The organism is Pseudoroseomonas sp. WGS1072, from assembly GCF_049340465.1.
Lineage (GTDB): Bacteria > Pseudomonadota > Alphaproteobacteria > Acetobacterales > Acetobacteraceae > Pseudoroseomonas.
This window is the reverse complement of record NZ_JBMPSU010000001.1, coordinates 3,057,350-3,070,558: the sequence shown is the minus strand read 5'-3', so window position 1 is coordinate 3,070,558 and position 13,209 is coordinate 3,057,350. Positions and strand designations below refer to the sequence as shown.

The 13,209-nt window shown below is 66.8% G+C and carries 14 protein-coding genes; 8 read left to right on the top strand and 6 right to left on the bottom strand.

Annotated features, from left to right (window positions below):
- Positions 1-78: 78 nt before the first annotated feature.
- Positions 79-498, bottom strand: coding sequence for a hypothetical protein (locus tag ACF3NH_RS14435; protein ID WP_109517850.1), 420 nt, complete (start codon positions 496-498; stop codon positions 79-81).
- Between the two features lie 21 nt (positions 499-519).
- A complete protein-coding gene (locus ACF3NH_RS14430; protein ID WP_146201915.1) occupies positions 520-930 on the bottom strand; it encodes a hypothetical protein in 411 nt (136 codons plus the stop codon).
- Positions 931-1,198: 268 nt separating this feature from the next.
- Between ACF3NH_RS14430 and ACF3NH_RS14425 the strand changes: the two genes are divergently transcribed.
- Both ACF3NH_RS14425 and ACF3NH_RS14420 read left to right on the top strand, forming a co-directional pair.
- Positions 1,199-1,651, top strand: coding sequence for a helix-turn-helix domain-containing protein (locus tag ACF3NH_RS14425; protein WP_181378189.1), 453 nt, complete (start codon positions 1,199-1,201; stop codon positions 1,649-1,651).
- 21 nt (positions 1,652-1,672) lie between these two features.
- Entirely contained in the window at positions 1,673-2,254 is a 582-nt protein-coding gene (locus tag ACF3NH_RS14420) for a PIN domain-containing protein (protein WP_109517847.1), read from the top strand.
- Between the two features lie 18 nt (positions 2,255-2,272).
- Here the strand turns inward: ACF3NH_RS14420 and ACF3NH_RS14415 are convergent, their stop codons facing one another.
- Together ACF3NH_RS14415 and ACF3NH_RS14410 are read right to left on the bottom strand one after the other, a co-directional pair.
- On the bottom strand, positions 2,273-3,187 hold the full coding sequence (locus tag ACF3NH_RS14415) for a hypothetical protein (protein ID WP_422923738.1): 915 nt from the start codon (positions 3,185-3,187) through the stop codon (positions 2,273-2,275).
- 45 nt (positions 3,188-3,232) lie between these two features.
- Positions 3,233-4,432 carry an IS256 family transposase gene (locus ACF3NH_RS14410; protein WP_422921854.1) on the bottom strand — a complete coding sequence of 400 codons (1,200 nt, stop codon included), beginning with the start codon at positions 4,430-4,432 and terminating at the stop codon, positions 3,233-3,235.
- 271 nt (positions 4,433-4,703) lie between these two features.
- Between ACF3NH_RS14410 and ACF3NH_RS14405 the strand changes: the two genes are divergently transcribed.
- Positions 4,704-5,183 carry a hypothetical protein gene (locus ACF3NH_RS14405; RefSeq protein WP_198368135.1) on the top strand — a complete coding sequence of 160 codons (480 nt, stop codon included), beginning with the start codon at positions 4,704-4,706 and terminating at the stop codon, positions 5,181-5,183.
- 506 nt (positions 5,184-5,689) lie between these two features.
- Here the strand turns inward: ACF3NH_RS14405 and ACF3NH_RS14400 are convergent.
- Positions 5,690-6,127, bottom strand: a complete 438-nt coding sequence (locus ACF3NH_RS14400; RefSeq protein WP_099097328.1) for a hypothetical protein — start codon at positions 6,125-6,127, stop codon at positions 5,690-5,692.
- A 213-nt stretch (positions 6,128-6,340) separates the two neighbouring features.
- On the opposite strand from ACF3NH_RS14400, the gene ACF3NH_RS14395 reads away from it, so the two are divergent.
- From ACF3NH_RS14395 to ACF3NH_RS14385, 3 genes are all read left to right on the top strand, one after another.
- Positions 6,341-7,363: a TniQ family protein gene (locus ACF3NH_RS14395; RefSeq protein WP_422923736.1), complete on the top strand. Its 1,023-nt coding sequence runs from the start codon at positions 6,341-6,343 to the stop codon at positions 7,361-7,363.
- A gap of 659 nt (positions 7,364-8,022) precedes the next feature.
- Entirely contained in the window at positions 8,023-9,237 is a 1,215-nt protein-coding gene (locus tag ACF3NH_RS14390) for an MFS transporter (RefSeq protein WP_422923734.1), read from the top strand.
- Between the two features lie 29 nt (positions 9,238-9,266).
- The gene (locus tag ACF3NH_RS14385) at positions 9,267-9,887 is read left to right on the top strand and encodes a GNAT family N-acetyltransferase (RefSeq protein WP_422924802.1); all 621 of its coding nucleotides are present in this window, start codon (positions 9,267-9,269) and stop codon (positions 9,885-9,887) included.
- A 27-nt stretch (positions 9,888-9,914) separates the two neighbouring features.
- On the opposite strand, the gene ACF3NH_RS14380 is transcribed toward ACF3NH_RS14385, so the two are convergent.
- Positions 9,915-10,844, bottom strand: a complete 930-nt coding sequence (locus tag ACF3NH_RS14380; RefSeq protein WP_422923732.1) for a LysR substrate-binding domain-containing protein — start codon at positions 10,842-10,844, stop codon at positions 9,915-9,917.
- 105 nt (positions 10,845-10,949) lie between these two features.
- On the opposite strand from ACF3NH_RS14380, the gene nhaA reads away from it, so the two are divergent.
- Positions 10,950-12,155 (top strand): Na+/H+ antiporter NhaA, encoded by a 1,206-nt coding sequence (nhaA, locus tag ACF3NH_RS14375; protein WP_422923730.1) that lies wholly within the window; start codon positions 10,950-10,952, stop codon positions 12,153-12,155.
- Between the two features lie 13 nt (positions 12,156-12,168).
- Positions 12,169-13,194 carry a class 1 fructose-bisphosphatase gene (locus ACF3NH_RS14370; protein WP_422923728.1) on the top strand — a complete coding sequence of 342 codons (1,026 nt, stop codon included), beginning with the start codon at positions 12,169-12,171 and terminating at the stop codon, positions 13,192-13,194.
- Positions 13,195-13,209: the final 15 nt, after the last annotated feature.

Genomic DNA, 13,209 nt, shown 5'->3' with positions numbered 1-13,209 from the left:
ACCCAACGAACCGTGCATCATTGTCGATGTTAGCAAGCCTGAAGAAGGCCGCATTCTCTTTCGAGATGCGGCCGCCAACTATTCATCGGCCTTTGAACAAATTGCACGCGGTTCCCCCCGCATGCATTCCAGGTGAGGGCTGTACCGTGACTGCAATCCTCTCCAACGCATTTCCTGTTCATACCTCACGATTTCCGGGGCGGTGCGGTCGAGCAGGCTGAAACGACCATGGACGACCTCGTGCGTCAGGAGCTTTTGTAGTTTCATCGAGGCCAGCCGGACGCGGTCCATGATACTGTTATCCGGACTAGCCTCGAGCACAGTGGCCCAATCCCTCAGGTACCGAACGGCAAGGTCAGAGTCGCCGACCTCAAGCGCGCGTTCAATCAAGCCCAGTTTGCCCGCATCTCCCAAGGACTGCCGAACCCGACGGACGGCCAAGTCGAGGGGCCCGCGGTGGGTTTCCGCGCGCACGGTGACTATCTCGATGTCATGCATTGCGTCTCTCCCTCAACACGATCATCCGCCAGAAGCGTGGGAAAAGGAGCCCAGGAGGGACGAACGCATTTCCTCAGGCGAGACTTCAGACATTAACTCGCTCAGCGCTTCCGACTGGCGCTCGTCATCTGGGCGGAGCGCGATGCCCCCCGTCTCTGGGCGCTGTTTCCCAATACTGTCCCAAAATTTGCGCCACGACCTTGCGGTCCTGCCGTCGACCTCGGCAATCCAAGCGGTGCATCCGGGGGCACCAAGCGGAACTTCGTAGCCATCGCTCACCCGCTTGGGATGCTCGAGACGCAGCGAGGCATCCAGCAAGAGCATGTTGCGGGCGGCCGCCATGACATCATCCATGTCCGCAGGGAGTTGAACCGCCTCGCAGCACTCTTCGAGCGGCAACGCTTCGGTCGAGGAAACCTCGATCAGCAGCACCCTCGGCATGTCCATACCCTTTCGCCTGCGGGGCTTCAGGTTACGGCGTGTCGTGGCAATGGAGAGGTCGCGTGGACGGCGGGCGGCAGGCGTTCTTCAGGAGGAGGGCTGTGTACGATGCCTGAGTGGGTGCGTCTCAGGACACCTGTTCCAAGGTCCAGTCCGCCTTGGTCCCGCCTAGCGCCTCAGGCGTTCGGTCATTCATTTACTGCAAACCTTGCAATTAATGCAGATAACCTCCAGATTGGAGCCGAAATTGGAGGTAGCCATGGCGACCCAGGTTGAGATGCAGGCCAGTGCGGAGGAACTTGACCGCGTCAGGCGGGAGGTGAGGGCGCTGCGGTCGACCGTGGCGCGAGCGCGGGGGAACGCGAAGGTGGAGGTGAATTCCGGCACCCTGCGCGTCCTGCTCAAGGTCTTAGAGGGCATGACCTTCAAGGGTCCGGCGGGAGCCGGTGCAGTGGCGTCCAGGCTCCCGAAGGCGGAGCAGCAGGCACCCCTCCCCGATGAAATCAGCCCGCAGGAGGCTGCCGCTATCCTGCAGATGTCCCGCCCCTCCGTCATGAGGCTGATTGAGAAGGGATTGCTGCATCCGCGCAAGGTTCACAGCCGGAACAAGCTATCCCGCACCGAGGTGCTGGCTTACCAACGGGCCCACACTAAAACTCAGAGGGAAGCACTCGACAGCATCGCTCAACTGACGGATGAGTACGACTTCTGAACGAGGGTAGTCCGAAGCTAGATGGAAGTCGCCGTCTTAGATGCCTGCATCCTGTTCCAAGGCAAGCTGACCGATCTCCTGCTCTGCCTCGCCGAGGCAAAAGCTTTCGAGCCGGTTTGGTCCGACGAAATTCATCTCGAATGGAAGAGGAACTTGGCCCTGAGCATGAGCATCCCGGTGGACAAGATTGATTATCGGCACGCGGAGATGGAGAGGGCCTTTCCGGCCGCCAATGTACCAGGCGACGCTTCTCTGACGGCCACCATCCAGGCGATGTGCAAAACCGCCGCGCAGCGCAAGGATGCCCACGTCGTCGCCAGCGCGGTCAACGCAGAAGCGGGCAGCATCGTGACCCACAACATCAAAGACTTTCATGGAACCGTGCTCGCGCACTACCGCCTGGCGAAGCACAGGCCGGATCCATTCTGCGCCGGTCTACTCGCCAGTCAGCAGGCGGAGGCCCTCGCGGGCCTCCGGGCACACCGTGCCAGCCTCAAGAGGACACCCATGAATGCCACGGAGTATGTCAATTATCTTGCGGGGCCCAAGTTCGGGATGGCGAAACTCTCCACGGCACTCCGGGATCACCTCGGTTCCATCTGAGACAAGGCGCCTGGTGCACTACTGACTGGCTATGACGCCCAGCAACATCCCTGACGTCTCCATCAAATAGGTCTCCGTCGCCGCCAGGAGCTCCAGGTGCTCGCCCCCGGCCTCTGCACGCGACAGGCCCGGCTGCACGATGAAGACGGCGAACTCCCGCTCGGCGCTGCGGATCATGCTCTCTAGCTTTCGCAGGGCGACCAAGTTGCCCCGCTCGAACCGGCTCGGGGCCGCCCACGCCAGGCGCTTGCCCTCGCGTGACAGAAGGTGGCGGAACAGTGCCTCGGCGTCGTCCCGCCAGCGGACGCACTTCTGCGCCTGGCCGCAGACCACGTAGAGGTCGTCCAGCCTCGCGCCCGGCTTCGCCCCTTCGGAGTACTTGCAGTGGTAGAGGTGCACGACGATGCAGTCGGGCGTGGCCCTGATGGCGACCACGTCGGCGGCCTCGCCCGCGTCGTCGTCATCGAAGACGATGTCGAACGCCTCGTTCCCCGTCTGCGCGAGCAGGTGCCGGATCACCTTGTGCTGCACCGCGTCGGGGCGCTTCTGCGCCTTCTGCGACTCCTTGCGGATGGCGGTGCCCGTCCAATCCCAGGCGGCGATGCGCTCGCGGGGGTACGGGATGCGCCCCGTCATGCCTTGCGGGAAGAACAGCTCATTATCGAGCAGCACGGCGCCGTTCGCGAAATGGACCCAGGGGGGATTGTCTGCCAGCCAGTCGCCGAGCGGCGTACGCCTGCCGCCGATGTTGATGTAGGCCGGTGGGCCGCCTGCGGGGAAGTAGCGGACGCCGTTTGCCCCGAACCGGAATTCGAAATCGGCGGATCTGGAGTCGTCGCCCCCTGCCGGAGGCGTGCTTGAGGCGACACAACCCGGCCCGATATGCGCCGCAACGATTGCAGCGTAGCTCCCGAAGCCCTGATCGTGTCCCACCCTGTGGTGTAGGAGCGGCGCTCCTCAGCGGGCTGAGCCGCGGTGTCAGGCTGCCGCGGCGGGCAGGCTGACGGGGGCAGTATCGCTCACAGCGCCGATGGTCTCCAGCGTCATGTAGCGCGACCGCTGTGTGGCCCATTCGTCGGACTGCTCGAGGAGCAGAGCGCCGACGAGCCTGGTGATGGCGGCTTCGTTGGGGAAGATGCCGACGACGTCGGTGCGCCGCTTGATTTCGCCGTTGAGGCGCTCGATGGGGTTGGTGCTGTGGAGCTTGGCGCGGTGCTCCCGCGGGAAATCCATGAAAGCCAGCACGTCCTCCTCGGCCGCATCCATCAGGCTGGCGAGTTTCGGCACCCTGGGGCGGAGCTGGTCGGCCACGGATCGCCACTGGGCATGGGCGGCCGCGGCATCGGCCTCGGCATAGGCGGTGCCGATCCAAGCCGAGACGATGCGGCGCTGGGTCTTGCCCGCATGGGCGGCGGCGTTTCGGCCGAAATGCACGCGGCACCTTTGCCATGTGGCCCGGAGCACCTTGGCCACTGCGGCCTTGAGGCCCTCATGGGCGTCGGAGATGACCAGCTTGACGCCGCGCAGGCCGCGCCGGGTCAGGCCGCGGAGGAAGTCCGTCCAGAAGGTCTCCGCCTCGGAGGCGCCGACCGCCATGCCGAGCACCTCGCGGCGTCCGTCACTGTTGACGCCTACCGCGATGGTGACCGCGACCGAGACAATGCGGCCAGCCTCGCGCACCTTCACGTAGGTGGCGTCGAGCCACAGGTAGGGCCAGTCGCCCTCGATAGGGCGGCCCAGGAAGTCCTGCACCCGGCCGTCGATCTCGGCGCAGAGCCGGGAGACCTGGCTCTTGGAAATGCCCTCCATCCCCATGGCCCGGACCAGGTCGTCCACCGAGCGCGTGGAAATGCCCTGGACATAGGCCTCCTGGATGACTGCCGTCAGCGCCTTCTCCGCCAGCCGCCGAGGCTCCAGGAAAGCCGGGAAGTAGCTGCCCTTGCGGAGCTTGGGGATGCGAAGCTCCACCGTGCCGGCTCGGGTCTGCCAATCCCGCTCGCGATAACCGTTGCGCTGGTTCACCCGCTCGGCGCTGCGCTCGCCATGCCCCGCACCGCAGCGGCCGTCCGTCTCCAGCTCCATCAGCCGCTGGGCGGCAAAGCCGATCATCTCCCGCAGAAAAGTCGCGTCAGAGCCCTTCTCCAGAAGCTCGCGAAGGGCAATCCTCTCGTCGGTCATCGTGGCGTCCTTGCGTCAGAGTTGCGTGTTGCAACACAACCCTACCGAGGATCACCGCGATGGCCGCCCTAACTTGGGCGGCTGCCTCCTACACCACCACCCGGGGCACGACCGAAGCCCTTCAGCCCCGTCCCCGGCTTCCCACCCTCGGACATGGGAGCGGTAGGGCCGATTAGTAGCCATTTAGGTCCATGGCGCGGGTGAAAGGGCTCCCCTTACTGCCTCTCTCCCTTATCATGGGAGGCGAATGGATGCAGCTGGAGGCACGAAGATGGCACCGCGACAGAGATGGGCGTCCGACGCAGCTCGCCTTCTCAATGCCTACGAGGGCGCTGTGCAGAGCGGTAGCTTCTGGCTCATCGCCGAAGGTCTGGCAGATCCGAGCCGCGCGGAGATTCTGAAAAGAATCCGGGCGCCAAAGGCGAAGGAGCGGCTTGAGAACATCATCGCCGCGTTGGAAGCGGCAAAGGCTTCTGGGCAGCTCCTGCCGAAGGATCAGCCAACACCGCATCCGTTCTGGACCATGGACAATCTTCGCGGCGCCCTGAGTTGGTACGAGACGCCCGAAGGCCTCAGGCAGTTGGCGCACAGTGCGCTCGCCCGTGACACTCAGAGGCGACTGATGGCCTTCACGGAGCGGCTGCGATCAGATGGTGGCGATCATCGACCGAAGGGACGGTGCTCCGGCTCGGATGATGTCTCGGATAATTGCCGCTCGATGGCCGCATCGACTTCCTTGTCCGTGGCGTAGTATCCAATCCGCTGCGGAGCGCCCCCAGGAATGTACAGGAACAATACAAAGGCCGAGGGAACAGGAGGCTCAAGGCGATAAACGAGGAATGGCCACCGCGAGCTGTTGAGCAAGGTCTGCTTCTGAACGCTGCTCAGTTTTGCGTTACGGGTGTCATCGCCAGTGCCCTGCGATTTCATCGCCTGCAGATCTTTAAGAATAGCTTCCCTGACCTGGCGCCGAAGTTTCGAACGCTCCATTGCATTGAGGTGACCGGAGGCAGCACCGGATCCAGATCCGGATCCGCTTTCGGCCTCTCCGCCAGAACCACCGTTGCCAGACTTGCCCGTCGCCGAACCGTCCTCATCCGCCGCTTGCTTTGTGCCACGCGCTCGCGGATCTTCGTTACTCGCCAACTCAGTTCCCCTTCGATGGAGAGGCGAAGCATTATCAAGGGAAGGCATACCTGTCGACGTGACCAGGCTGCGACTGCTTAGGCTGACTTCCGCTTGCGGCCCTCGTGATCGTCAATGAAACCAGGGCAGAACCAGACGGCGGCGTCCCAGCTCAAACCCTGCAGGATCCGCCCACGACACCCTCGCGGCTTCCGCCGCCGCTCCCGGTGCCTGCCACTCGGAGGCACCCTTGCTAACCTTGGTCCAAACTGCGCCGAGCTCCGCGGACTGCGCCGCCGGGTCGGCAGGCAGGCGCCCGGGCCTGCAGACCAGAGCTTGCTCGAATCCTTCGTCACCCCTGGGCTTCCGGTCCAGCAGCAGGGTGGACCCGCCCCCCTCGATGTCGAGGGTGAAGCCGTCTGGCGCACCCCGGGCGTTCAGGCGGCGGGCAGCAACCGTGGCGGTCCGGGCCAGGTGCAGCAGCTGGCGGATGGGGTTCCCGGCGACCTGCTCGTCCAGGGCGTACTGGTGGGGCAACGTCAGCCTGTCGCCAATCTTCAGCTCAGCCATCGATGACCCCGCGCGCGACCGCGCCCGGGATGGGCCGCCAGCAGCCGAAATGACGCCAAAACCTATCCTTGTTTCCTAATCGGAATTGCGTCGCCTAAGGCTTGCGTCGGGCTACGTTGGGCGACGTCGAGCGTGTGGCGGTAGGATTAGGGGACTGTTCGCCCTCGCCTGCCGATCGACTGTAGGCGTGCTGTCCTTGTAGTGTGCGGCGCCATGCCGCTACCGCCACAGCCGCGCCTCCCGCCAGGCTACCTGTCGCCAGAGGGTGCGCCACGTCCACACAGCCTTGGCCTGACACCGTCCGCGGACGAAAGCCTCCAAAGCTACATCTTCCGTCTCGCCAATCGGCGGCGGACAGAGACGCCGAAAGCCCTGGGTGAGCGATTGGGCTTCAAGGGACTCGCGTCACGTGCGTCTCTCAACTCTGTCGAGAGGCTTGCCTTGGAGGCGTCGGTTCCCTTTGAATCCTTGCTGCCGCTCTGGCGCGGCGACCCGCACTCCCCCTTTGTCCTGTTCTGGAACCACGAGCTTCCCGGCAGCGCTTTGGACTTCGGGTTGCAAGAGGGGCGCAAGGTGTGCCCCGAGTGTCTGGCTGAACGCGGACGGCACCTAGCCGTCTGGGACCTGTCCTTTATCTCAGCATGCCCGGTCCACCGCAAAGCCCTCGTGGACAAGTGTCATGCGTGCGAGAACCCGATCAAGTGGAAAGGCAACGGTTTAGCATGGTGTGGCTGCCGAAAGGGCGGCGACCTGACGAAAGCCCCGGCGGCGCCGGTCACGCCTGAGCAGGCGAACGCCACGGCCTGCGTCCAGGGATTGTTGGGCGATCCTCAGTTCACCGAGGAGGGGACCGGCGTCCTGGCCCTGCCGCCGTTCCGTAACATGGCGCACGCCCAAGTTATCGAGTTCCTGGTCCGCCTTGGGCTCGACGCGGCCGCGACGCGCCCGCGGCGGTATTTCTTCGGCTTCGAGAACATGGGCGACGTCGAGGTGCCGCCGCATGAGGCGCTGGCCCGCTCTTTGGCAGCGGTCCGGAACTGGCCCGCGGGATTTCACGCCGAACTCGACAACATGCGGAGGCTCCATCTCACGGACGTCACCACGGCGACGCAAAAGGTGACCAAGGGCATCGTGCGCTGGGCGACGCCGCTGCCCAACGGTGGCGGGAAGGAGGTCGTGCGCGCGGTGGCGGAGTGGAGGCGGGCGGCGCGGGAATTGGCGGCCGGGACGCCGTGAGGGTGAGCTCGATTGGGATGCCTAATCACCGGGACTAGGGTCGTGTGCGGCCCCGGAGCGGCCTTCGGTGAGGCGGGGCAGCTCCCGTATCCAGCCGCATAGTGGATGCTTCGGCTTCAGCTGCTCGAGTTCCTATCCCGTACGGCACCACAACTCGCCGCGCGCTGCAGGCTGCAAAGGACTCGCCGTCACCAGGCTATCAACACCCTGACATCATTGGCAGATTTTCTGGTCTCGGGATTGGCGCACTCGTTGGCTCTGGGTCTGAAGAAAGCCGTACGCCTGTCCGTGGAACGTGCAGAGGCGCACGCCGCAGATCAAAGGGTTACGGCGTGCGCAGTCCATCTAAGTGCGCGCCGTTATATGATCGTCTCCATTCCCTTTCCGGAGAAGGCACAGGGCGGGAACGCTTCGGCGTAAAGCCGCCTTGATACCTGGCCCCCAAGGCATAGCCTGCTTCCATGTCCAGGGAACCTGCCCTCCGCGCCGCCCGCCCTTCCCCGGACTTCACGGACCGGGCCAAGGGGACCTGCCGATGCTGAGCCTCGCCGCGACTTCCTGCATCGCCCGCCGGGGCAGCCCCGCGGAGACCGCCAGATGACTTCCCGCTGTTCCGCCGCGGCTGCGCCGGCCGGCGCAGCCGGATGAGCCAGGCGACGATGCCGGAAGACGCTTCCCCTTCCCCTGCGGCGGCGCGCCGGAACCGGCTGGCGGTCGTCTCGGCCATTGGTGTCGGCCAGATCCTGGCCTGGGGGTCCTCCTACTACCTGCTGGCGGTGCTGGCGGGGCCGATCGCCGCCGACACCGGCTGGCCACTGACCTGGATCATGGGCGCCCTCTCCGTCGGGATGCTGGTGTCCGGCCTGGTGTCGCCGCGCATCGGCCATTTCATCGACCGGCGCGGCGGCCGCCCTGTGCTCGCGGCCAGCGCCGCCCTGCTCTCCGGCGGCCTGCTCCTGCTCGGACTGGCGCCCGGCCTGCCCGTTTTCGTGCTGGCCTGGGTGGTCCTTGGCCTGGGCATGGGCGCCGGGCTCTACGACCCGGCCTTCTCGACGCTGGGGCGGCTTTACGGCGAGCAGGCGCGCCCGGCCATCACCCACCTCACCCTGTTCGGCGGCTTCGCCAGCACGGTCTGCTGGCCGCTCAGCGCCCTGCTGGTGGACCAGTTGGGCTGGCGCGGCGCCTGCCTGACCTATGCCGCCCTCCATCTCGCGGTCGTGCTGCCGCTCTACCTGCTCGGCGTGCCGCGCGAAGCCGCCAAGCCCGCCACGGCACCCACGGCCGCCAGGGCCGCCTCGGCGCCGGGCCATGTGCGGGCGGGCCAGCGCTACGCCTTCCTCATGCTGGCGGCGGGGTTCACCCTGGCGGCGGTCATCATGACCGTGCTGTCCGTCCACCTGCTGACGCTGCTGCAGTCGCAAGGACTGGCGCTGGGGACCGCCGTTGCCCTGGGCACGCTGATCGGCCCGGCCCAGGTCGGCGCCCGCCTGCTGGAGATGCTCTTCGGCAGGAAGACGCACCCGATCTGGAGCCTGCTCGTCTCCGCGGTGCTGGTGGCGGTCGGGCTCGGCATGCTGGCCGGCGCGCCGGGGGTCGCGGCGGCGGGCATCGTCCTGTACGGCATGGGCAGCGGCATCCGCTCCATCGCCCGCGGCACCGTGCCGCTGGCCCTGTTCGGCCAGGAAGGTTACGCCGTGCTGATGGGACGCATCGCCATGCCGACCCTGGTCGCGCAGGCCGCCTCGCCCTTTCTGGGAGCCTGGCTGCTGGACGGCTTCGGCGCCTCCACCACGCTGGCCGTGCTGTGCGCGGCTGCCGGGCTGAACATCCTGATGGTGCTGGTACTGTTGCCCCATGCGCTTCGACGCTGTTGATCGCCACCCCGAACAAGGATGAGGCTTTCGTGACCGCTCCGAACACAGCCGCTCCTGCCGGCCAGCCCGCCGCGGTAACCGTCCGGCCCGCCACGGAGGCCGACATGGACGCAATCGCCACCATCTACCGGCACCACGTGCTCCATGGCACCGCCACGTTCGAGACGGAGGCACCGTCGGCGGAGGACATGCGGCAGCGCCGGACCGCCATCCTGGAGCGCGGCCTTCCCTATCTTGTCGCCGAAGGCGCCGACGGCAGCGTGATCGGCTATGCCTATGCAGGCGCCTACCGACCTCGGCCGGCCTACCGGAATACGCTGGAGAACTCGGTCTACATCAAGGAGGAGGCCCGGGGCCGCGGTATCGGCCGCCGCCTGCTTCGAGCGTTGATCGAGGAATGCACCGTGCTCGGCTACCGGCAGATGGTGGCCGTCATCGGCGACAGCGCGAACGAGGCGTCAATTCGCCTCCACAGGGCGTTCGGCTTCGAGTTGACCGGCACGTTGCGGTCAGTGGGGCGGAAGCATGGACGCTGGCTCGACACTGTGCTGATGCAGAAGGCGCTCGGCGATGGCGACGGATCCGCGCCCGCCGCCGAGCAGTTGCCGGGGGACGGATTGCCCGGCCCGCATGGACAGGAGCCGCGCTAGGGCGGCCTGTCGTGGCCAGCCGACACACTACGAGACCGGGTTGCCTTGCTTCTCCAACCCCCACGGTGCGATGCACTCCCTGATGCTGGCGGCCAGCAGGGCGTAGGTCCTGTGCCGGGGAGAGGTGCTGCGCCAGGACATGGTGAGGTTCCTGACCGGTGCCCCGGACGACAGCGGGCGGGCGACGACGAGCTTCTCCCGCAGAACGTCGGACCGGACGTAGAGCGCTGGCAGCAGGGTGATGCCCATGCCGGTCGCCACCATCAGGCGCAGCGTGTCCAGCGTCGTGCCGGCGTAGTCGCGCGCATGGATCGCGCCCACCCTTTCGCAGAGCGCCGCGATGGGGTCGTGGATGCGATGCCCGCGCTCCATCGTCAGGATGGTCTCTCCCGCGAGGTCCTCCGGGTCGATCATCTCGCATCTGGCCAGCCGGTGATCCGATGGCAGCACGACGTGCAGCGGTTCCCGCAGGAGCCGCACCGAGGTGAAATCGGCGTGGACAGGCTCGTCCGCCATGAGCAGGGCCTCGAAGGTGCCGTCGGAGAGTTTCTCGGGCAGGTTCTCCATGCGGTCCTCGCGGACCCTGATGCGCAGGTTCGGGAACCCGGCCTTGAGGGTGGGCATCGCGACCGAGAGAACATAGGCGCCGACGGTCTGAACGACCCCGAACAGCAGGGTGCCCTGGAGCGCCTCGGGATCGTCCCGCCGCGCGATCTCCCGGATGTCCTCCACTTCCGCCAGGATCGTCCTGGCCCGCCGGGCGATCTCGGCGCCGGCCGGCGTCAGGATGACGCGGGCGCGTGTGCGCTCGATCAGCCGGGCGCCCAGCCGGTCCTCCATTTCCTTCACCTGCATGCTCAGCGTCGGCTGCGTGACGTGGCAGGCTTCGGCGGCCCGGCTGAAGCTCAGGGTGTCGGCGATGGCCACGAGGTAGCGGAGCTGCTGGATGCGGGGCATGGCCGACTTATAGAGAATTTCTATAAGGGAAGGCAGAACTTCCGATTTCTCCCCGGGGACCGGGTGTGGCTATTCGCCTTCGCCGAGCACCACGAGGTTCCCGCCGTGCCAGAAGCCGACACCATTCAGGCAACGGGGCGCAAGCCCTCCCTGTTCCGCTCCTTCCTCGACCACAGCGCCTCCGGTGGGCTGGTGCTGATGTTCGCCTCGGCCCTCGCCCTCCTGGTTGCCAATTCCGGTGCGGCACCGGGCTACCACGCCGCCCTGCGCGCCTATATCGGCCCGCTCAGCCTGCTGCACTGGATCAACGACGCCCTGATGGTGCTGTTCTTCCTGATGGTCGGGCTGGAGATCAAGCGCGAGATGCTGGACGGCCAGCTGGCCACCTGGGGCCGCCGTATCCTGCCCGGCATCGCGGCGCTCGGCGGCATGGCGGTCCCGGCGCTGGTCTACGTCGCCTTCAACCTCGGCAATGCCGAAGCCCTGCGGGGCTGGGCCGTGCCCGCGGCCACGGACATCGCCTTCGCGCTTGGCGTGCTGTCCCTGCTGGGGCCGCGCGTGCCCGCCTCCCTCAAGGTGTTCCTGGCCGCGCTGGCCATCCTCGACGACCTCTGCGCCGTCCTGATCATCGCCGTGTTCTACACCGCCGAGCTGTCGCTCCCGATGCTGGGCGGCTCGGCCGGGGTGGTGGCCCTGCTCATCGGCCTGAACCGGGCGGGGGTGACGCGCCTCTGGCCCTACCTGGCGCTCGGCGTCTTGCTCTGGATGCTGGTGCTGAAGTCGGGCGTGCATGCCACCCTGGCGGGCGTGGTGCTGGCGCTGGTCATCCCGCTGCGGAACCGCAAGGGCATGCCGGACGACACGACCATCTCGCCGCTGCACCGGCTGGAGCACGCACTGCACCTGCCGGTGGCCTTCATCGTCCTGCCCATCTTCGGCTTCGCCAATGCGGGCGTGTCCTTCGGCGGCGTGGCGCCGGAGGTGGCGATGGGGTCGGTGTCCATCGGCGTGGCCGCCGGTCTGTTCCTGGGCAAGCAGCTCGGCGTCTTCGGCGGCACCTGGCTGGCCCTGCGCGCCGGGCTGGCCGCGGCCCCGGCGGGCGCGACGATGCTGCAACTCTACGGCACGGCGCTGCTTTGCGGCATAGGCTTCACCATGAGCCTGTTCATCGGCCTGCTGGCCTTCCCGGACCAACCCGGGATGCAGGACGCCGTGAAGATCGGCGTCATCGCCGGGTCGGTCCTGTCCGGTGTCCTGGGCGCGGTGGTGCTCGCCCTTGCGGCCCAGGGCCGTCGCTACGCCAATGCCTGAAGGAACCGACCGGATGCAGCGCGTCACCCTCTCCCGCTTCCTGATCGAGCAGCAACGGGAGGGCGGCGACCTGCCGCCGCAGCTTCGCCTGCTGATCGAGGTGGTCGCCCGCGCCTGCAAGGCGATCAGCCACACCATCAACAAGGGCGAGCTCGGCGGCGTGCTCGGCAGCCTCGGCCAGGAGAACGTCCAGGGCGAGGTGCAGAAGAAGCTGGACGTCATCGCCAACGACATCCTGCTGGACGCCAACGAGTGGGGCGGCAACCTGGCCGCCCTGGCCTCCGAGGAGATGGAGGCCATCCACCCCATCCCGCACCGCTACCCCAAGGGCGAGTACCTGCTGGTCTATGACCCGATCGACGGCTCCAGCAACATCGACGTCAATCTGAGCGTCGGCACCATCTTCTCGGTGCTGAAGGCGCCGGAGGAGGCATCCGGGCGTGCCGTCACGGAGGCCGACTTTCTCCAGGCGGGGCGGCAGCAGGCGGCGGCGGGCTATGCCATCTACGGCCCGCAGACCGCGCTGGTGCTGACCTTCGGCAAGGGCGTGTTCGGCTTCACCCTGGACCGCGAGGTCGGCTCCTGGGTGCTGACGCAGCCGAACATCACCATCCCCGCCGGGTACCGGGAGTTCGCCGTCAACATGTCCAACCAGCGGCACTGGGCGCCGGGCGTGCAGCGCTACGTCGCGGATTGCCTCGCCGGGAAGGACGGGCCGCGCGGCGTGGATTTCAACATGCGCTGGACCGGGTCCATGGTGGCCGACGTGCAGCGCATCCTGACCCGCGGCGGCATCTTCCTCTATCCCTGGGACGCGCGGGAGCCGGGCCGTTCGGGCAAGCTGCGGCTGATGTACGAGGCCAACCCGCTGGGCATGATCATCGAGCAGGCGGGCGGCGCGGCCATCGACGGCACCGGCCGCATCCTCGACATCGTGCCGACGAGCCTGCACCAGCGCGTCGCGGTCATCACGGGCTGTGCCGCGGAAGTGGCCATGGTGACGGAGTATCTCACTCCCGGGCATGACGCGGCGGGTTGAGGGCAGACAGCGGGG

Excerpts from the sequence above, each read along its gene's own strand:
- ACF3NH_RS14370 (WP_422923728.1), top strand. The coding sequence starts at position 12,169 with ATGCAGCGCGTCACCCTCTCCCGCTTCCTGATCGAGCAGCAACGGGAG.
- ACF3NH_RS14390 (WP_422923734.1), top strand. The coding sequence starts at position 8,023 with ATGCCGGAAGACGCTTCCCCTTCCCCTGCGGCGGCGCGCCGGAACCGG.
- ACF3NH_RS14435 (WP_109517850.1), bottom strand. The coding sequence starts at position 498 with ATGCATGACATCGAGATAGTCACCGTGCGCGCGGAAACCCACCGCGGG.
- ACF3NH_RS14380 (WP_422923732.1), bottom strand. The coding sequence starts at position 10,844 with ATGCCCCGCATCCAGCAGCTCCGCTACCTCGTGGCCATCGCCGACACC.
- ACF3NH_RS14395 (WP_422923736.1), top strand. The coding sequence starts at position 6,341 with ATGCCGCTACCGCCACAGCCGCGCCTCCCGCCAGGCTACCTGTCGCCA.
- ACF3NH_RS14405 (WP_198368135.1), top strand. The coding sequence starts at position 4,704 with ATGGCACCGCGACAGAGATGGGCGTCCGACGCAGCTCGCCTTCTCAAT.
- ACF3NH_RS14400 (WP_099097328.1), bottom strand. The coding sequence starts at position 6,127 with ATGGCTGAGCTGAAGATTGGCGACAGGCTGACGTTGCCCCACCAGTAC.
- ACF3NH_RS14425 (WP_181378189.1), top strand. The coding sequence starts at position 1,199 with ATGGCGACCCAGGTTGAGATGCAGGCCAGTGCGGAGGAACTTGACCGC.
- ACF3NH_RS14420 (WP_109517847.1), top strand. The coding sequence starts at position 1,673 with ATGGAAGTCGCCGTCTTAGATGCCTGCATCCTGTTCCAAGGCAAGCTG.
- ACF3NH_RS14410 (WP_422921854.1), bottom strand. The coding sequence starts at position 4,432 with ATGACCGACGAGAGGATTGCCCTTCGCGAGCTTCTGGAGAAGGGCTCT.